The sequence below is a fragment of the Bradyrhizobium sp. USDA 4516 genome (assembly GCF_054055915.1).
The window spans coordinates 5,021,407-5,040,652 of record NZ_JBSRXT010000001.1 but is presented as its reverse complement, the minus strand read 5'-3'; the positions used below and the strand labels follow the sequence as shown (position 1 = coordinate 5,040,652).

Here is a 19,246-nt window from a genome sequence, read left to right as displayed (position 1 = left end):
TCGCCTTCAAAGCGCCCGGACCGATCATCATCGTCAGGATCCGCTCCCGCGCTCCCGGCCCGATCAGTCGCCAGCACAATGTAATCAGTCACCAAATATCAAGGGACTGACAAATCGTCGAACAGCGCCTCACCCAGATCACCCATGAAGCGCGCCACTGCGTTGTCTGGGAGAAACGACCGATCATCTCCACTGGCGAAAGCTGTCATCACCACTATCACGCCACGCCGCTCGACAATGACGGCGTCCCCACGAACACCGGAAACGAACCCGGTCTTGCCAGCGATGGTGAGGTCTGGCGGCGTGCCGTGGTCCGCGGCATACGGATCATACGGCAGTTTGCGTAGCAGCAGATCGACATAATGCTGGCGCGACATGATTTCGCGGATTGTCTGCGAGGCTCGGACGCTGATCAGTCGGCCTTCGGCAATGGCAGTTAGTGTCGCAAGGAAGTCACGGGCAGTGCTCACTGCAAAATTTCTTGGATCGTTTCCGATCTTTCCGAAATCGATGCGATTGACGAGGCGCGTCGATGTCAAACCGATGTCGGTGATAACTTGGTTGATCTTGTCGAGGCCGAGCAAGTCAATAATGATATTGGTCGCGGAGTTATCGCTCAGGATGATCATGAGGGTCGCGATATCGCGAAGCGGCATGCTCACCCCAGGCGATAAATACTTTAGCACTCCCGATCCGCCGACTAAATCGCTGGTTTTGACGGAGATGACCTGATCAAGCGATTGCCGCCCCTTCTCCACCTCGTTCATTAGCGCGACGAGAATATGAATCTTGATGCAGCTGGCGGTCGCGGTGGATTTATCCGCTTGCCAAGTGATCGTCTTTCCCGTCGAGATGTTGTATCCGGCGAAGACAACATCGCCGGACCAACTTCTGGCGAGATTAATCGCCCGGGACGAATCATCCTCTGTCATAGGTCGCTGCCGGAAAATGAGGGCTGAGATTTGCCTCGACCTAGCGGCATCAAAGATCTTTGACATTGCCAAACTTCTGCAAGATGCCTGTTGCTGCCAGATAGCGATTTTCCGGCACAAGGGGCGGCAGCAGGACAACCTTTCCGGCCGCATCGTAGTAGGTGTCTACATCCTTCTTCGTGAGCACGATCTGTGGTGCCTTTGTCAGCGGCGGTGGCTTTTCGTCGTTCACGATCGCGACGCCCATGGCGAGAAGATACTGGCCCCAGTGAGTGCTGAACACGGAGCCTTCGCCGACCCATTGCGGATTGGTGCGCAGCTCTTTCAGAGCCGCAAGCGAACCGCCGAGGCCGGCGACCAGCGCCTTGTCGCCGCGCCCGGACTCTGCAACAGCCCGCCACGTGGCGATGGCGGAATCATCGTTGACCGCAAACAGCAGCAAGTTGCGGTCCTTGGGAATGGTCTGGAGAACGTTCTTGACCGCCGCATAGCTAGCTTCGAGCGCGCCCTTTCCATCCACCTGTATACCGGTCGGACTAATAATGGTTGTCGTCGCGGTGATCGCCTCGGGGCCAACCTGCTGCATCCCCATCTCCTCGGCGATCGTAATGTAGAAGTAGCGAACGCAGTCGTTCACCTCCACACCGGCGGCAGCCGCCTGAGCGACAAGCACAGTGGTATTGTCGGCGGTCCAGCCTTTCTCCCTGGCGGCGGCGGCGACAATCTTGGCAGCGTCGATACCGATCTCCTTGTTGACCAGGTTGAACCAGTGCCCGCCCGGTACGGGTACATTGATCGCGACATAGGGCACCTTGGCCCGCTCGAAAACCTTCCGCAGGGAATTCCCGATACCTTCGACACCGTTGTATTCGAAAACAATGTCCGGCTGCTCCTCGATCATCAGCCTTGCATTGTTCAAGGCGGTGACACCGTCGCCGTTATTGTTGTATCGCGAAAGTACAACGCCTATCTTGTCAGCCGCCGCCTTGAAGCCGTCGCCAAACTGCTTGAAGAGCTCGCCCGACTCCTGAACATTGGCAAAAGCGAACTTGTACTTGCGATCGCCGGCTTCAGCCTTCTGGATGCCCAATCCGGCGAGAACAGAGCCGCCCAGAACCGCAGTACCAGCCACGAGCGTGCGCCGGCTCATCATGATTGATCTATCTGTCTTCGAGTTCATCATTTCCCCCTGAGTAGAATTGTCCGCGATGGCCACGACCACTTAGCTGTCCTCACGCGCGAGCACCTCACGCAGCCTGGCGAAGCTCACACCGATGAGCAAAATGGTTCCGGTCACAATCTGCTGGTAGAAAGCAGGCACATGCAAAAGGGCCAGGCCATTCGCCACGGTCCCGAGGATGAGCACACCGATCAGCGTTCCTCCGATATTGCCTACGCCGCCCGATAGTGAGGCTCCGCCAAGCACGACGGCAGTGATCGAGGATAGTGCCACATCGGAACCGACCGTCGCCGAACCTGCGAGCAGCTGGCTTGCAACAACGACACCAGCAAATGCCGAGAGGGATCCGCAGAGTACATAAACTGAGATCGTCACCAGATCGACACGAATGCCGGCGAGACGGCTCGCCTCCGGGTTACCGCCGACTGCGTAGAGCATGCGGCCATATACGGTAAAATTCAGCAGGAACGTGCCAGCGAGCGCGAGAGCGACAAACGCCACGACATAGGCAGGAACGCTGGCAAAGGCAGGATCGGCCAAAACACCGGCCTCGACATTGGCGAGTGGCACGGTAACGCCATCGGTCACTGCATAAGCTAGACCGCCGGTGATGGACAGCGTTCCGAGGGTGACGATCAGCGGACTAATTCTAATTTTGGTGACGATGAGGCCGTTTATCAATCCGACGACTGCTCCGATGATGATGACGAGCGCAATGGCCGCCGGCACATTCATCCCAGCATTGGAGAAGAGCGCGAACAGAACCGAGCCGAGTGGCAAGACACCGGCGACGGAGAGGTCGAACCCCCCGGAAATAATCGCAAGTGATTGTCCGAGGGCCACGATACCAATCACCGTGACATTGGTCAGCACATTGGCCGCATTGCTCCAAGTCAGGAAAAATGGGCTCGAAAATGAAAGCGAGACGACGATCAGGAGATAGAAGAAGCCCATCCCGAAGAACTGCACGAGAAGCCGCACCACCTTTTGCCGGCGAATACCGGGATCTGCTGCCGTTTCGGGCGCGGTGGTCTCAACGAAAGCCTGACTCATTTTGATCAAATACCTCCTGCCGCGAGCGCAGCCGCGGCCGACTGAGTTTTGGCCGCGCCGCTTAGTTCTCCGACGATGCGGCCATCACGGATCACGATCAATCGATCGCTCAGCTCGACCGCTTCCTCGATGTCTGACGTGACGACGACCATCGGACACTTCGTGCGGGCGATGTCACAAAGGAAGGAATGGATTTGTGCGCGCGCGCCGACGTCGACGCCCCGGCTCGGCTCCTGCAACACGAGGAATGAGGGGGCCATCGCCATTCGCGAAGCGAGAAGGATCTTCTGCTGGTTACCACCGCTCAACTGACCGAGAGGCTGCTCCAGCTTGCGGTAACGCACGTCGAAGCGCTGGCCTATCTCTGCCGCCCAGCGCCGTTCAAAGCCGGCGCGGATCACACCGAAGCGAGACATATGCGATAGCACCAACAAAACGAGATTCTCGCGGATGCTCCGCCTTAGCACCAGCCCTTCGCGCTTGCGTTCGGCAGGAACGTAGCCAATACCGAGGCTCCTTGCCTTGATCGGCGTGGCAGGGATCGGGCCACCTCGGCCAAACAAGGAGAACGTTCCAGAGATATCATTTCGAGTTCCGCCAAGTCCTTGCGCGACAAGTTCGGCGCCAGACCCCCGCAGTCCGTAGAGGCAGACGATTTCGTTTGCCGCGACGCTGAACGACACGTCAGAAAGAGAAGGGATACCAGATCGCGACCATTTACTAACAACAAGCGCCGCCCGGTTGGATCTGCTCATAGGCGCGATCACCGTTTGCTTGCTGTGCTGATCGCGGCCGAGCATATGGCGGATCAGTTCCGACTTGCTCGTGCTGGCCGTCTCCAGGTCAGCGACCTTACGACCATTGCGCAGGACGACGACACGCTGGCTAAACTCATGCACCTCGTCCATACGGTGCGAAACGTAGATGACGCCGACACCATCGCGGTTCAGCCTGGCGACGATGCCAAACAGTCGGCGACTCTCCTCCCCGCTGAGCGCTGCAGTTGGCTCGTCCAGCACGATGATGCGCGCCCGGCGGGCCAGCACCTTGACGATCTCGACGATCTGCCGCTCGGCCAAGGTCAGTCGAGCCATCGGGCGCGACAGGTCACCGAGATCGACTCCAATGTAGGCCGCGGCCTCCTCTGCCGCCCGCCGCGTGGACCGTCGCGTAACGAGCCCACACTTTCCTTCCCAGCGATTAAGCATCACGTTATCGGCCACTGATAAATGCGGCACATAAGCGAGCTCCTGCGGGATGAGAGCGACCCCATGCGCCAACGCATCGCGGGGCGCCTGAAAGAGGACGGGGCGGCCCTCCAGGATCATTTCGCCGTCATTGTCGGGCCGAATTACACCGGAAATGATCTTGGAGAGCGTGGACTTTCCGGCGCCGTTTTCACCAAGCAGAGCAACCGTCTCTCCGCGCGCAAGATCGAGATCGACGTGCTGCAACACGCGCGTGACGCCGAAGGTCTTGCCAATGTTACGTAGCCGCAACAGGCCGCCCGAAATCCGGCCGCAGTTCAACAACACGGCCCCAGGACAAATCTCGGCCGCGGAGACAGTCGAACTCCTCATCACCCCTCTCGCGCGCTTCACTTCCGTAGGATATTCTTTTGTCCGTTCGCCTGAACGGATGGCCAGATATTCTATCTATTCAGCGCAGTTTGGCGGCGATTTTCGTGTAATTTCCGCATCTTTTGTGCGAAATCGGCCTCTCCTCAGCCCCCTCAAGAACACCCATTCGCGAACCTATTCCGGCACAGGGCCTCAAACCGTGCATCAGCGCGACGGTGTCTTGCTTGATCGATGCTCTGTGCCGGGACAAGGAAAAATCGGAGATGCTTACCCTAACTCCAGGTGATCTACATGTTCGTTTTGAAGCACCTGCGCGACAAGGCCTCGATCTTCGAAGCCTACGTGAAGGCGACCTGCCTCAAGGACGAGTCCGCTCGCGTGTTGTCTCTTGAGGGATTTTTTTGCAAATCCGGAGCTTGAGCCACAGGTGACCGAGGTCTTCGCCGCGATTCCGGATTTCCGGCATCTCCGGCACGAAAACCGTGCCGCGGCGGAGTATCTGACTCATCTTTGCCGCGATGAAACTCTGTCCGTCACGTATCTGGTAGCTGATGGCCGGGAAGGTGAGGCTTTGCAGCAAGCGCTCGCTGCCGAGGGCTTACTTCCACCCAAGACGCGCGTGATCGTCGAAGCGGAAACAAACGCTCATCTGTACATGATGTTCGCGTCCGCAGGCGGTGGCTATCAGGTGACGGGTTTCGTCCTGTCCGATCTGGTCTTTAGAGAAATGCCTGGCGTCTGCGCCAACCAGATTTTTTGACAAGGTACACAACTGGTCACGCGCGAGGACGCGCGGTGAACGCAGGGTCGTCGCGAGTCTGGCTTGGTCTGCAAGTTCAACGGCATCCGCGCGCTGCGCCAGGATGCCGTTCTTGCAATCGACAACGATCAGGCTCACGCCCGCTTTGACAGCTTGCGAGATGGTGTCTGCGCCAATCACTGGAGCGTCAATGGATGGCCGAGATAGTCGCGGACGCTAACTTGACTAACGCGCGCATCTCTCCGCTCGGGGCCAGCCCCTCCACTGTGTGAAGTAATTCGCGCGTGTTTTCCTGTTCTGTTTCTATGACCCTGCCCGCTTCTACGACGACGGCCTGCCGGACAAAGCGGCGCGGCTGACGCTGAATATCGGGTACGGCGAGGTCGACGATCAGCTTCACTGTCGTCAGATCGAACCTCTGTACAGCCACGCGGTTGATGGCCAGAAAGGCGGCCAAAAGCTCAGATTCGCAATTGTGCGTCGCAACATTGGGCGTGCGATGCAAGCTAGAATTGACTAGCCGAGTCCAGCAATGCTCGGCAAATGACACGGAGTAAGCCTGCTGCTTGTGTTTTAGCCAAGAATTTAAGGTCTTGAATGGGGGCGTTGCTTCACATGAAGGCCAGCGACTCGCCGTAACCGCAGACATCAGGATTCCGCGGACCGCCCGGGCAAAAGACGGCCGCCTGCCGATGTCGCATTACCCGAATTCTACTGTGGAAACGGCCGCCCGGGCCGGCATCAGCGCCCACCTCCGCGAGCGCGACAGCAGGAAACAATGAACATTTGCTTGGACTTAATGGGGCGTGCGTTTTTGCCTGCGTTTTGGGCACCGGCTTACGACATCGATCGTGGTGGCATATATTCGATCCGGCCGCGGCAGCGGAGAAGAGGCTCTGCAGCCACAACAGCAAGGGGGGCCAAACCGGGGGTGGCGTCGGCATCGGCCTACATACTGATCGTGCGGCCCGAACGGCGCAGCACACTGCTCAATTCGGAATCCGGTTGGTTCGGCGGTCCCAAAGCGTCGGAGCCCGTCCCCGTTTTCGACCATAGCAGGCGCGCGCCCCTGGTGTTGCTCGCCTCCTTCGAGGACGGCTACCTGACGCACGTGGGCGACGCACGGAAAGGCGCTTCGGCCGGCACGGCCCTCGTGCGGCTCAATATGACGTCGCTTGAAGCGCTCGCGCATCCCATCCCGTTCAGGGAAGTGTTGCGTCGCGTGCCTCCCCGCTTCAAGACACCGCTCACCCGCATCGCGACAAAGGGCGGCCTAGTGTCCCCCAAGGCCCTCCGAGCCCTCGTCGACGTCCTGAGCGACATGGACTCGCTGCTCGCCGACAAGCTTCGCAGGCTGTCCGCAAGCCGGCGAGAACTAATCGACGCTCTAAATCGGCGGCAGCGCGAGAATCTGGCGCTACAGAAAGAGTCGGTTGCCGCGGCGCTCGAGATCGCCGGTGTCGACACGGACAAGATTCTGGAATGGTCCCCGCCGGCGTCCGAGCAAACCTTTTTCTTGGACGGTCTCCCCGGGACAGCCGTTCGCGAAGACGTCATGCTTCATGCCGACATCACCGAACTGCCAGGATTTGCCGTCATCCGCGAGCAGCCCTATCTGGCTGCGCGCACCTTCCAGGCCAACGACAACCCCGATGTGCGCGTCACTATCCTGATGGCCAACCGCCTGCCGCTGGAGCAGCAAACCGGGGCCGACTTGATCTACTTCAACAGCGCCTACCGCTCGTTCGTGATGGTGCAGTACAAGGCGCTGGAGAAAGGCGCGAAAGAACACGAATTCCGGTGGACCGACGGCGATCAATTCTGCGACGAGGTCGCGCGCATGGACCAGTTGCTAGAAGAGTTGTCTAAGATTGAGCCGGACACTGACCCTGATGGCTTTCGCCTGACCAGCAATCCCTTCTTCCTCAAGTTCTGCTCGAGAGTGGTATTCAACCCGGACGACAAGGGTATGTTTCCCGGGATCTATCTCCCACACGGATTGTGGAAGGTGCTGGCGAACAGTGGTCGCCTCAAAGGTGCGCGCGGCGGCAATGTTCTGACCTATGCCAACGTCGGCCGCCGTCTAAGCGGCACCGATTTCGTGGCTCTGGTAGGCAGCTCGTGGATCGGGACGACGATCCCGCAGACTATTGCGCTCGAACGCCTGTTTCGGTCTGTGCTGGCGACGGGCCGCACACTGACCTTCGCAGTCAAGACCTCCCGACCAGCACCGGGCGGGCCGATTGGACCGTTGCCGGGGCTGGATGATAGCGAGGACCTGCCTGATCACGGTATGGACGCCAGCAAGTGAGACGGCTAGGCAGACCACCACGACTGCCATCCTGCGGGCCGCACCGAACCACGCAGACGAGACTGCAGCTCACCTGAGCGTTCGCCGAACCTCACGCTCCATGGCCAAGACGACAATAAACTTCTCTATCAGAGCGTGTAGTAGTCAATCCTAACGAGATGCGTTATGACGCAGCCGCGCGGACGGCGGAATTGGTAGACGCGCAGGTCTCAAAACCTGTTCCTAACGGAATGTCGGTTCGATTCCGACCGGCCGCGCCAAGGCTCATGAGCCACACGAAACCGAAGCGCTAGCCGCCGCTATTTGTCTCATCGCATGTGCTTGCTCAGCGAGGTTGGAGATTCCGGGGGACGGCGGCGGTCGAGAACAGCTTGCACGATTGAATTGTGCTAGCCTGTCTCTGCAACAAAGGATGAGTGAGCAATGCCGGCGTTAGACGAAAGTGCGAGAAGGCAAACGATATCTGCTGCTCTGGCTGGCGCCGCAAGCAATCCCGATGCCGAACGAATTCAGTTGCCATGGCGCGGCTCTCAGATCATGGCCACTGTTGTGCGTGTGCCGCTGGACGCTGTAGTGCTCAACCCCCGCAGCCACCGTATCCGCTCCCAGCTTGAGTCGAACACCGAGGCTGCCCTTGTAAGTTCGGTCCCCTTCGAGCCTCGGGCGCAGTCCATCATCACCGAAATCCTCCGGACAACCGACAAGTTCGACGACCTCAAAGCCAACCTCCGTGACGTCGGTCAGACCGATCCCGGCGTCGTTAGCGTTGCGGGCCTTCTCGTTAACGCGAACACGCGCTGCGTGGCACTCCGCGACATCAACGCGCGAGACATCCGGGTCGCCGTGCTGCCGGACGATGCGACGGACGAGGATATCGACCGGCTCGAACTCAATCTGCAAATGGTCCGCGACTTTCGTCGCGACTATACCTTCACCAACGAGCTTCTGTTTATCGAAGAGCTGGTCACTAGGTATCACTACACCCCCATTAACATAGCGACCGAGATGAACTGGGTATCCCGCACGGATGCCGCCGCAACGCGGCGTGCCGAGGAGGAAGTCCAGACCCGCCTCCGGATGCTCGCGATCATCCGGGAACTACAGGCCATGGGCGCCAACCGGTTACGGCTCGTCGAGTTCGACGCCATGCGCCAGGCCATCAGCGAACTCGACAGTGAGTTCGAACGAATTAACGCAATCGATCCTATGGAGGCTCAACGCGTCAAGGACATGCGGCTGACGGGGCTGCTTGCGAACGTTGGCTATCGCGAACTGCGCGAGATCAAGGAAGGTTTCCTGGACGAGTTTCTCCTGCCTGCACTGGAAGAACAGTCCCTCTTCCAGGACAGGATCGATGATCTGACGCGGCCAATGGTGGCGGACACGGCCTCGATACCGGGTCTCGATGTACTCGATGGTCTTGTGCCCACCGCTAGCAGCGGAACGCGGAGCGCCGAGATGCTGTTGAGCTTGATGGCATCCTCGATAGGCAAGGATACCGTGCTGTTACCGGCAAACGGTTCCGGTTCTATCGAAGTTAGCCGTCCCCAATTTTTGGATGAATTCAAGCAAGCGGTCGAAGGCGCGGCGGAGGACGCCCGCCAGGAGCGTACCAAGGGGGACCGGATCGATCGTCCTCGTCTCCTTATCCGAAAAGCGAGCAAGCAGATTCGAAGCGCGATGGAAGCTTTAGCGCAGGTTCGAAGCAGCCCTGAGTTTGACGACGCGAAGTTGCTTGCTGCCGTCAGCGATCACGTCGCAGCCTGCGATGCCCTTCAGAAAGCTCTCGAACTGTGACTGCAGCACTTCCGAAAATCCTCATAGGTCGCAACCAGGCGGCAGCAGGACTCAGGGTCACCCGGCGTGCGCACGTGCCCGATGCTTTCTGGACCAGGGTGCTGGCTGAATGGGGCATCCACGGGCCGAACGCGTCCGTCGAGATCGCCGTCCCGACCGAGCGCTTCCTCTCACGCTTGGACTGGCTCCCTGCGGCCTGCCAACGGTTTGCCGTTTCCATCGAGTGGGACGAGACGGCTGGCAGGCTTGTCCGTGCCGCGCGCGCCGAGCGCATCGCACTCGATCAGGTGATCCGGGCCGTTCCCCTTCCCGCTGACGAGATCTCCCGCAGACTCGAAAACGGTCGGTTTACGCGCCCGCTACGAGACTTCCAGCTTCGTGATCTCGGCAAACTGCTGGTCCTCAACCACGGCGCTAACTTCTCCGTTCCCGGCGCTGGCAAAACCACCGTCGCCTATGCGCTTTACGAGGCGGAGAGGCTCGCTCAACGAGTTCAGCGGTTACTGGTTGTCGCCCCCCTTTCTGCCTACGACGCCTGGACGTCGGAAGCTCGGGACTGCTTCGACCAGCCGCTTCGTGTCCACCGCTACGATGGCACCGAGATCCCAGCCGACGCCGAGGTCTGCCTGGTGAACTACCAACGTCTTTCCACCGCGTACGACGATATTGCACGGTGGGTTGCTGAACGCCCCTGTCATGCCATTCTCGACGAAGCGCATCGCATGAAAAGGGGGCGAGCCGGCGAATGGGGCACCACTACGCTCAATCTTGCCTATCTCGCCATTCGTCGCGATGTCCTGACCGGAACGCCGGCCCCGCAGAGCATGCGCGACCTGCAAGCTCTGCTCAGCTTCAGTTGGCCTGGCCAGGCGCTTCGCATTCTGCCGGAGCAGTTGTTCCGCCGCCAGCCACCCCCCGAAGTCACTGCGATCGCAGCCGCCGCGGTTCGCCCCTTTTTTGTGCGCACGACCAAATCCGATCTTCGCCTCACTGCACCTGAGAAAACTGTCCTGACGATTCCTCTCGAAGGCCTGCAACGTGAGATCTATGAGGCACTCCGCAATCAATATGCGGGGCAATTTGCGGTCACCCGTCGCGAGCGCACCGATTTTGCGCGGATGGGTGCCGTTGTCATGTATCTCCTGGAAGCCGCAACCAACCCGGCACTCCTCAACGACACCCCGGCCGACATGAACCTCAGCGGCTTCCGTTTCCCGCAGATGACTATTCCGCCGGGCTCTTCCCTTGCTGACTTGATCGCGCGATATTCAGATCACGAAATTCCGCGAAAAATCATCGAGCTCACAAAGCTCGTGAAGGCAAACGCCGACCTCAACCGGAAAACGCTCGTTTGGACCAACTTCGTCCATAACATCGCCCAACTCGAGAGGTCCTTCGCGCGCTACGATCCCGCCGTCATTCATGGCGGAATTCCATCCGAGGTCTCTCAGCCGAATGCGCCTCGCACACGCGAGGATGAACTCGAAAAGTTCCGCCACTCGCCTGATTGCCTGGTCCTGCTCGCCAATCCGGCGGCGACAAGTGAAGGCGTCAGCCTGCACCAACACTGTCATGACGCGATCTATCTCGATCGGACATTCAATGCTGGCCAATACCTTCAAAGCGTTGACCGGATTCACAGATTGGGGATGCCGGAAGACACGCCGACGCGCATTACTTTCCTCATCACGGAGGACTCAATCGACGAGGTCGTTGATGCGCGCATCCGCGAGAAGGCGGAACGGCTCGGCGCCATCCTCGAAGATGGTGATATCGCCACAATTGCCCTGCCGGACGAAGACGATTATGCCCGCGTCATTGACAGCGACGAAGACGTCGCCGAGCTGTTTAGACACGTCCGCGGTGAATGATGCCCACCGTCTCGCCAAGTCGATCGGCAGGTGCGGCACACCACACCTCGGTTGCGCAGCCCATTCAAAGCCTTCTGCGGCACATCAACCAGAAAGCGCTCAGCAGCGCCGTCGCGGTTGAGACCCGCAATCGCGAACGACACCTTCCTCCCGTGAGTGTCTACCGTTGGTGGGCGCGCAGGACGTTAGCGGTCAACGACGCATTGCTCGGCGCTTTCTCTCGTGAAACAGGCTACGCGTCCGCTGATATCGTCGTCGCAGACCCATTCGCTGGCGGAGGCGTCATTCCTCTTGCAGCAATGAGACGTGGATTTTCTGTCTACGCGCAAGATCTCAATCCTTGGGTCGCCAAGGGGCTTGCTACAATGCTGGCTTTGCCCGGCAAGGAGCTGCTGCAGAGCGCGCGCGAAGAACTGGCACTATCCTCGGATCCTCTGTGGAGACAAGCGTACGCCACAACGTTTTCCGATGGCACACCCGCAACGATCAGCCAAACCCTCAGGGTCGCCACGTCCCGTTGCTCGAATTGCGGCTACAAGCATAAGCTGTTTCCTCATGCGCTCGTGTCTTTGACGAAAAGAAAGGAGCTTCGAGCCGGTAAAGCTTACCTCGCCTGCTCGCATGGCCATCTTTTCCTTGGCAGTCGCGCTCGACTGTCAGAATGCCCAACGTGCGGCGAGGCCGTTAATCCTCGATCGACGCATTTGACAGATCGGATCGTGAAGTGCCCCCGCTGTTCCCATGAGGAATCCGTTTCAGTCCGGGCAACGTCTCGGTCCTGGAACTGGGAGGTAGCGCTCGTCGAGCGGGTTGATAAGAGCCGGCGCGAGATTAGCGAGCCAACCGCCAAGGAAGTGGCCCAAGCGTCGTCCAGGTCATGGGCCCCGCGTCGCACGCTTGGGCCTATACCGACTGCCGCGGAAACCAATGTTCTGCTAAGACACGGCTTCAAAAATTGGGAAGATCTTTATCCCCGTCGCCAGCGAGTAGTAATCGAGCGGCTGCTCACCCTCGCTCGTTCGAACAAGAATCCTCAGCTCAAACTGGCTCTAGAAATGGCCGTGCTAGGGAGCACGGAGATGGCAGGCTTCCTATCTCGGTGGGACAGGTTTTATCTCAAGAGCTTCGAGAGTATGTCCTCGCACCGCTTCAATTTTTCTACATTCGTCGCCGAGCCAAACGTGCTCGGAGCCGGTCTTGCCGGCAGAGGAACCGTCAACAGGCGCCTGGTGTCATTCGAAAAAGCCGCGGAGTGGCTTGCAGCCGCTGGCGTTGATCTACATTCACGGCCCATATTCAAGTCTTCCAGACGGCGAATGTCCCAAACTCCGGCGACCGGCGCCACAATCGTCGTCGGCAGTTCAGAGCGAATGCTCATGCCTGACAGGTCTGTGAATCTGATCCTGACAGATCCCCCATACTACGACGACGTCCAATACCACGAGCTTTCTCTACCGTTTCGAACTTGGGCAAAGCTTGGGAAGCGCCGCAACAAGGGTGAAGCTGTCAAGATTCCGCATACGCAAGAGCTCAACGAGCACAGGCGATATCGTGATGTCCTGACAACCATCTTCAAGGAGTTTCATCGAACCTTGAAGACCGACGGCCGCTTGGTCTTCAGCTACGCGAACCGCGAGCCGGCAGCCTGGGTCAATCTTTTCGCAGCTCTGAAAGCTACGCAGTTTAGGCCGGTGGCCTTTACCATCGTCCAGAGCGAGAACGAACACGATCTGACCAAGCGCAAGGGTCGGTCTTGTCATCTTGACTTGATACTGGAATTGGCTGCGTCGACGGCTGCTCCGATCGAGCAATGGCGCCCCAAACCCGTGTTTCGGACCAACGAAGAGCGCTACCTGCTTTCCGTCGGTGATGCGTTCCTCAAGTCGGGCAGCATGGTCAACGGCTGGGAAGCCGAACTGGTACGGCGGCTCAAGACAGAAATATTCGTTGAGTAGGTGTTGCGGCCTATATCGAATTATCCGCCCCACTGCGTCGAGAACCGATTACGGCTGCCAGCTGACGCATAAACAGCCGTCCGGGACATATTCTCGAGCGCTCGCACAGCCATTCGCTTCCGCAAGATAGAGCCGCGCCTTACGACGATGCGGCAACTGAGCCATCGCCGCGGCTAACGTCATCTTCGAAGTATTTTTTCGCTTCCAAATGCTTCCGCAGGGCGACCGGTCTGTACGGGCCGAAGCTCGTGTAGTTGCGCACAGATTTCATGGCAAGTCGTTCGTAGACGGTATCGTGAAGCTGCGCGGTGTCAGGGACTTCACGGGACGCCTTGGACCAATGGAGGGCCGTTCCACCCATTCCGACCATGCATTCATCGTGCATCATTCCATCCGCTGATGGATAGAGCCGCAGCAGATTCCTGTCGACGAGGACGCGGCCAGGTTCTGGAATTTTTTCAGCAATGAATTCCACCATCCAAGCGAGCGTGACGTCTGATAAACGTGATTCGTTTTCTGGATAGCTTCCGCCGACGTCAGCGTGATTGCCGGCGAACCAGATCTGATCGAATTGCTCGGGTTCGCCGTGCCTGTCGGGCCACGTAACGGTCCCGCTTCCTCCCCATGGGACGCGCTTGAAATCCTTACGCCCTTCGTCGATCGATTGCAGATGCCGTGCGTACTGAACATCGGAAGGGAAATGGCGGTCGTACGCCCAATCGGGAAAGATCCGTTGCCAGCCTATCGCCGCGACTGCATCCCATATCCCGATGAAATAGGCGGAAGCACCGGCGGCGCGTCCAGCTTCTGCTTTGTACGCCGACCGGAACTGCTCCGCTCGCTTGTCCGCCTCTGCTCCGCTGCGCGGCATTCCGAGACGATAGACGCAGGCAACGGCCTCACCGGCCACGCGCCGCAGCGATTTTGGATCGAGGCTGATCGATTGCCCACTCCGCTCCTGTCTCGGAATGCCGCAGAGCTCCAGTACATGGGCGAGGCACCTGGCCGTGTAGGCACCCCGGCTGAAGCCGAACAGGTAGATGCGATCCCCCGGCTCCCACACGCCGATGATGGCCGTGTAGCAATCGATGATCTTCTTGGTGATGCCGAACCCAAACATCTGCTGGAGCGTTTCCTTGAACCGGCGCCAGCGACTGTCATATCCTGGTGCCGGCGTTCCTATTCCTGGAACGTAGAGCGCTAGCTGCTTTCTGGGGTCGATGATCGAGTCAGGACCTGTCCGCGTCGCCCGGTACAGTTTATAGACATTGGTCCGGCTCTCGTCTGGCAGCAGACCGCCTTCGTTTCCGGTGCCGTCAGCGAACAGCAGGATGTTCTTGGCCACGTTCGGTTTTCCTCTCAGGTCACACCAGAAGATCGATCGACGATTCTGCGATGACAATGCCGGTAGCATCCGTGAAAATTGCAGCAACGTCCCTCATCTTCTGCCGGAACGTGTCATAGGCATCCTGACCGATCAGTGGAATAGCTTCAGCGAGGCTTGCCACCTCTCCCGGCTTTTTTGCAAGAATGCCCTTGAGCTTTTGCTCTTCAGAGCGAAGGCCTGCGATAGCGGCGTTAAGGTCGGAGATGTTGGTCGGGGTTACGAGTTTCCCACCAATGTAGACAACCTGACTGAGACCAACGATGCCGAGAATCGTACCCGGAACGACGAATGTCGACAACTGATTGACACCCGCAGCGATCAGACCGCCAATTACAACCAGACCAAATATGAAGCTCTGATAACGGTACACGTCAAAGGCCCCGTCCGTGGTGAAGAAATCCCGCCAGGTTGCGTTTGCCGGGTCAACGACAGTCTTCGCCATGGGTATCCAGCCATGTCGCAGGAGCCATGCCCGGTTATCAGCTGAGAGCGTATTGCGCTGGCTGTCGGTACCTTTGGCGATTGTGGCTCCGATGCCGCTAATGCCGAGCAGCGCCAGGATTGAGGCAGAGAGGTCGACAAGAGTTCCTGTCTGCAACAGCAGCAGAGTTATGAGGGCGGCAACGGCCAGCGAGAATGCAAGTGTCTGGAACGTCGAAAGACTACCCTTCCCATCCGGACCTGCGCAGACCTGAGCGGGACTTAATGCTCGCAGAAACGAACCAAACGTGTGATCCTGTTTTCTCAGAGCAAACGCAATCCAAAGGTAAAGAACGAGGACCTCTGCGAATACCGAGAAGATGCTGAACCAGTACGGACTGAGCCTGACACTCACGGACGATACCCGCCAGGGAGATTGACCAACCGGACTGTTACACGTGTAGAGGTACAAATCGACCCTGCTCCAAAACCACGCAAGGTCATCGGCCATGTTCAGCGTAACGATTGTCTGATCGGGCTCGAGCAGATGCTTCTGCACCAGCGGATCCAAATCCGTCGCGCGGCGTGTCACAGCGTCTTGTCGCTTGAAGATATAAGTCTGATCGCCGTAGTCGATTCCGGCAAAGTATCGCGCGCCATCGACGAATGGCGCACGAACTCCGATGTCCACGCGCTGATTTGTAGGAAGAAAATTCGTGGCGAGCACGAGGGGGGCGCCAACCGGATTGCGGCCTGACCTAAGCTCCACGGCAAATTCGCCAGGCTTAACGCACTGCTTTTGAGGGTCGCGGGACGCGGCGACAGCCGGAGCCTCGGCAGCTGCGGGCTTCTGATCCAGCTGATCCGCGCGCGGTTGCTCGGGCGCGGGGCCCTGCCCAGGGAGGAGCGGGCCATCAACCGCAGCCGTGTGCTGTCGGGCTTTCGTCGGTGAGCATAGCAACACACTCGTCAGCATAATCGTGTACATCGCAACGAACAGCGATCTCGTCATTCGCCCTCCCCGACAGCCCGAATAGTCGGCGCCATTTACCAGGGGTTGCGTCCGTCACGCAAGCCAACCTGTCCAGTTGAACCCTCGTGGGATCGGTGCTGCCGACGAACCGGCAGCGAGAGCGGTCCTGAAGCGAAAATTCGTCCGCGGTCAAATGTCATGGCGGCCAGCTCCGAAGACCCGCTCCCGCGCAGAGTGGCGGCAAAGACAAAGCGGAGCCTCATGGCTTGAAATCATCATGCCGGAAGGAAGCCCTGAACGCAGCTTGCAGCGTGTCTGCCGACAACGGAGCAATCCAGGGCAGCCGTCCTAACCACCGCACCCGGCCAATCTCGCAAATTGCTTTCGTAACATCCGAATTCTTTTCACCAACGAGGGCTATTCCAAGAATATCGATCTGGCGCCTTCGGAGCGCATCTATGGACAGCAGCGCACAATTGACCGTCTCCATACTTGTGCTAGCGCAGAGCACGACAGGAAGTCGCCATCTCTCCAGCACGTCAATGTAAAGCGAGCTGCAATTGAGCGGGTCCATCAGTCCGCCGGCTCCTTCGATCACAAGCGGATACTCTCCGGGATCCGGCACGTCCAGCGAATCGATGTTGATGCGCACTTCGTCAATCGCTGAAGAACAGTCGGGCGAAACGATCGCCGGCAGTCGGTAGCGCTCAGGCACGATGCGGTTCAATGGAAGATTCCCAAGACGACGGACGCGCTCGCTGTCGGTTTCTCCCTCGAGACCGGCTTGAACTGGTTTCCAGAACTTCGCGCCGAGAAGATTAACAAGTCCAGCGCAGAACACCGTCTTTCCGACCCCGGCACCTGTACCGCTCACCACTATTCTCTGCAGGCTCATCGACCTTGCACTCACGTCATCTCCAGCGGTGCGCGCAACTCAACCTCCACAACAATCTCGGTTCGTTAAGAGGATCGCCTGACCTTCTAGACGATCGAAAGCCTGCATTCGGCGCACGGCCCAGCCTTTAAGGTTGAGCAAAGCGTCCGGCGCGCACTTGCGGCTGTTTCTTTCTCCAGGCCAAGGCGGCCGCAATCATGGAAGATGCATCTCGTGTTCGCTCCCAAAGACCTGCCCCAGAAAGACCTGCTCCGCATGACTAGATTGACCATGCGCCTTGAGCGTGCATGCGATGGCTCTTCCCTGAGTTGCGTGCCATTCGTTGTGACAGGTCAAGATTGTTTCCGGCACACAAATTTTGTCCGCGCCGTACGAAAGCAGCCCCCCTTTGTCAGAGTGTGTCCTGATAGATGCAAAACTGTACGCTTCGAACGACGGCCGGGGGTTCACCTGGTTGGTATCACCAATGGCGATCGTCTTGTCGGAAATGGGCGTCGACGCATACCAGGCTGCTACGAGTCATCTGCGCGCTCCGGCCCTGTACGCGAATATCGATCGAAGCGCCGAGCAGGCCGGGCGGTTCATCGCATAGGCATCAAGAAGCAGCTGGCCCACTTCCGCCGCGACCAATTTTTGTGCTTCCCCTATCGCCGCGCAGAATCGGCTCCTGGGCCCATCCCTACGCCACCCGCCTCCACCCGAATGAATTTAGCGGTGACGCGCTATCCAGCGCAGACCTATCGTCGAGGCGGATTTTAGTTCCGTCACCGGTCTGAAACTGCTCAACCATTTGACTTATTTGAGACAAAAGCGGCGACGTTGGCCGGTCGCTCATCGTTCGTCTCCTGGTGAGCGCGGACTCGCGTAGAGCTCTATCGGTTCGCGACGGCCACGCCGGCTCCCGGGCCACCGTTTGCGCTTTCAGGTCGACAAATATGATTCTCCCGATCAACCAGCACAACGCGCGGCTTGAATTCGTTGGCCTCCTCCTCGTCAAAAGACGCATATGCAACGATGATCACCTTGTCGCCAGGCATTGCGAGCCGTGCAGCCGCTCCATTCAAGCCTATTGTTCCCGATCCCATAGGGGCCTCAATCACATAGGTGGCGAACCGCGCTCCAGTTTCGATATTGTAGATTTCGACGCGCTCGTTGATGAGGAATCCCGCCGCATCCAGCAACGCGCGATCTATCGAAATCGAGCCTTCATAGTGCAGGTCGGATTGGGTGACCGACGCGCGATGGATTTTTCCCTTCATCAACGTAACCTGCATGGATTGCCCATCCTGAAGTTTGTGCGGAGTGCACTGCTGCCTGGTTTTAACAGGATTGCCGACCTGCCCCCGTTTCCAGCCCGGCATTGCGTGCTGGCCGGCTTACGGGATTATGCTGGTCGAAAGCAAGTCGCCGCGGAGATCGAAGTCGCGCTGTTCAAAGAGGATGGTGCTGTACTTCAATCGATCATGTATTCCGTCCGCGAGCCACACCATACCTCTCGAGCACCACGGTCCGTGCTGTCGTGCAGCTGACAGTCAGATCGTTGACGTGCGGCCAACTTACACACCTTGATCAACCAGAAATTCTGCGAGCTCCGCTACAAGGCCATCGACACAAGCGGCCAAATACGAGTTCTGCTGTCAATGCCCTTCCGGCGTTGCGTTGAGCTTGATCCCGGGATAAGAACGCCGCCAGGTTAGGTCGTCACGTTTGCGGTCGCCATGATCCGTCACATCGTCTTCTTCACAGCCAGGGACAAGGCCGATATCGACCGAATCGTAGAAGGTCTATCGGTTCTCACGTCAATCCCATATGCACGTCGGCTTGAGATCGCGCGCAACCGCAAGAGCGATCAGCTTGGCAATGATATCGACATCGTGGTGTACGGCGAGTTTGACAGCGAGGCGGATCTTGCTGCGTACAAAACGCACGGTTTGTATCAAGAAGCGATCCGGTGCGTACGGCCACTTCGGGAGATGCGCTTTGCTGCAGACTACGAGCTATCAACAGACGTGCATTTCGCCGGAACTGCTGGACTAGGGCAGCTCGCTCGGCCCGTGAGACGAGCCCGCCATGAGTAGCTTGATGATCGGCCTCAAGGGTTTGTACGTATCGAACGGAAATTGCCCTCGTTC

16 protein-coding genes and 1 tRNA gene are annotated in these 19,246 nt (G+C 58.6%); 8 read left to right on the top strand and 9 right to left on the bottom strand.

Going from position 1 to position 19,246, the window contains the following annotated elements:
• Nucleotides 1-98: 98 nt before the first annotated feature.
• From ACVI1L_RS23245 to ACVI1L_RS23230, 4 genes are read right to left on the bottom strand one after another with little or no spacing between them, the layout of a single operon-like run.
• Entirely contained in the window at nt 99-932 is an 834-nt protein-coding gene (locus ACVI1L_RS23245) for a serine hydrolase (protein WP_456783870.1), read from the bottom strand.
• Nucleotides 933-981: 49 nt separating this feature from the next.
• Nucleotides 982-2,154 carry a sugar ABC transporter substrate-binding protein gene (locus ACVI1L_RS23240; RefSeq protein WP_253640724.1) on the bottom strand — a complete coding sequence of 391 codons (1,173 nt, stop codon included), beginning with the start codon at nt 2,152-2,154 and terminating at the stop codon, nt 982-984.
• Nucleotides 2,155-3,165 carry an ABC transporter permease gene (locus ACVI1L_RS23235; RefSeq protein WP_456783869.1) on the bottom strand — a complete coding sequence of 337 codons (1,011 nt, stop codon included), beginning with the start codon at nt 3,163-3,165 and terminating at the stop codon, nt 2,155-2,157.
• A gap of 5 nt (nt 3,166-3,170) precedes the next feature.
• The gene (locus ACVI1L_RS23230; RefSeq protein WP_456783868.1) at nt 3,171-4,745 is read right to left on the bottom strand and encodes a sugar ABC transporter ATP-binding protein; all 1,575 of its coding nucleotides are present in this window, start codon (nt 4,743-4,745) and stop codon (nt 3,171-3,173) included.
• A gap of 291 nt (nt 4,746-5,036) precedes the next feature.
• On the opposite strand from ACVI1L_RS23230, the gene ACVI1L_RS23225 reads away from it, so the two are divergent.
• Both ACVI1L_RS23225 and ACVI1L_RS23220 read left to right on the top strand, forming a co-directional pair.
• A complete protein-coding gene (locus tag ACVI1L_RS23225; protein ID WP_456783867.1) occupies nt 5,037-5,165 on the top strand; it encodes a hypothetical protein in 129 nt (42 codons plus the stop codon).
• 7 nt (nt 5,166-5,172) lie between these two features.
• Nucleotides 5,173-5,505, top strand: coding sequence for a hypothetical protein (locus ACVI1L_RS23220; protein ID WP_456785686.1), 333 nt, complete (start codon nt 5,173-5,175; stop codon nt 5,503-5,505).
• Between the two features lie 187 nt (nt 5,506-5,692).
• On the opposite strand, the gene ACVI1L_RS23215 is transcribed toward ACVI1L_RS23220, so the two are convergent.
• Complete coding sequence (locus ACVI1L_RS23215; RefSeq protein WP_456783866.1) at nt 5,693-5,962, bottom strand: hypothetical protein; 270 nt, start codon at nt 5,960-5,962, stop codon at nt 5,693-5,695.
• A 474-nt stretch (nt 5,963-6,436) separates the two neighbouring features.
• Here ACVI1L_RS23215 and ACVI1L_RS23210 point away from each other — a divergent pair, with 474 nt between their 5' ends.
• The 5 genes from ACVI1L_RS23210 to ACVI1L_RS23190 all read left to right on the top strand — a co-directional run bounded on the left by ACVI1L_RS23210 (nt 6,437) and on the right by ACVI1L_RS23190 (nt 13,439).
• The gene (locus tag ACVI1L_RS23210) at nt 6,437-7,816 is read left to right on the top strand and encodes a hypothetical protein (protein WP_456783865.1); all 1,380 of its coding nucleotides are present in this window, start codon (nt 6,437-6,439) and stop codon (nt 7,814-7,816) included.
• 178 nt (nt 7,817-7,994) lie between these two features.
• Nucleotides 7,995-8,076 (top strand) — tRNA-OTHER (locus tag ACVI1L_RS23205).
• 163 nt (nt 8,077-8,239) lie between these two features.
• Nucleotides 8,240-9,613: a hypothetical protein gene (locus tag ACVI1L_RS23200; RefSeq protein ID WP_456783864.1), complete on the top strand. Its 1,374-nt coding sequence runs from the start codon at nt 8,240-8,242 to the stop codon at nt 9,611-9,613.
• A gap of 74 nt (nt 9,614-9,687) precedes the next feature.
• On the top strand, nt 9,688-11,484 hold the full coding sequence (locus tag ACVI1L_RS23195; protein WP_456783863.1) for a DEAD/DEAH box helicase: 1,797 nt from the start codon (nt 9,688-9,690) through the stop codon (nt 11,482-11,484).
• Nucleotides 11,484-13,439: a hypothetical protein gene (locus ACVI1L_RS23190; protein WP_456783862.1), complete on the top strand. Its 1,956-nt coding sequence runs from the start codon at nt 11,484-11,486 to the stop codon at nt 13,437-13,439. The genes ACVI1L_RS23195 and ACVI1L_RS23190 overlap by 1 nt, the downstream gene beginning before the upstream one ends.
• 139 nt (nt 13,440-13,578) lie before the next feature.
• Here the strand turns inward: ACVI1L_RS23190 and ACVI1L_RS23185 are convergent, their stop codons facing one another.
• The 4 genes from ACVI1L_RS23185 to panD all read right to left on the bottom strand — a co-directional run bounded on the left by ACVI1L_RS23185 (nt 13,579) and on the right by panD (nt 18,388).
• Nucleotides 13,579-14,784, bottom strand: a complete 1,206-nt coding sequence (locus ACVI1L_RS23185; RefSeq protein WP_456783861.1) for a phospholipase effector Tle1 domain-containing protein — start codon at nt 14,782-14,784, stop codon at nt 13,579-13,581.
• Nucleotides 14,785-14,803: 19 nt separating this feature from the next.
• The gene (locus ACVI1L_RS23180; protein WP_456783860.1) at nt 14,804-16,258 is read right to left on the bottom strand and encodes a hypothetical protein; all 1,455 of its coding nucleotides are present in this window, start codon (nt 16,256-16,258) and stop codon (nt 14,804-14,806) included.
• Nucleotides 16,259-16,478: 220 nt separating this feature from the next.
• Complete coding sequence (locus ACVI1L_RS23175) at nt 16,479-17,114, bottom strand: dethiobiotin synthase (RefSeq protein WP_253640736.1); 636 nt, start codon at nt 17,112-17,114, stop codon at nt 16,479-16,481.
• Between the two features lie 872 nt (nt 17,115-17,986).
• Complete coding sequence (panD, locus tag ACVI1L_RS23170; RefSeq protein ID WP_456783859.1) at nt 17,987-18,388, bottom strand: aspartate 1-decarboxylase; 402 nt, start codon at nt 18,386-18,388, stop codon at nt 17,987-17,989.
• A 444-nt stretch (nt 18,389-18,832) separates the two neighbouring features.
• On the opposite strand from panD, the gene ACVI1L_RS23165 reads away from it, so the two are divergent.
• Nucleotides 18,833-19,192: a Dabb family protein gene (locus ACVI1L_RS23165; protein ID WP_456783858.1), complete on the top strand. Its 360-nt coding sequence runs from the start codon at nt 18,833-18,835 to the stop codon at nt 19,190-19,192.
• The last annotated feature ends 54 nt before the right edge of the window (nt 19,193-19,246 follow it).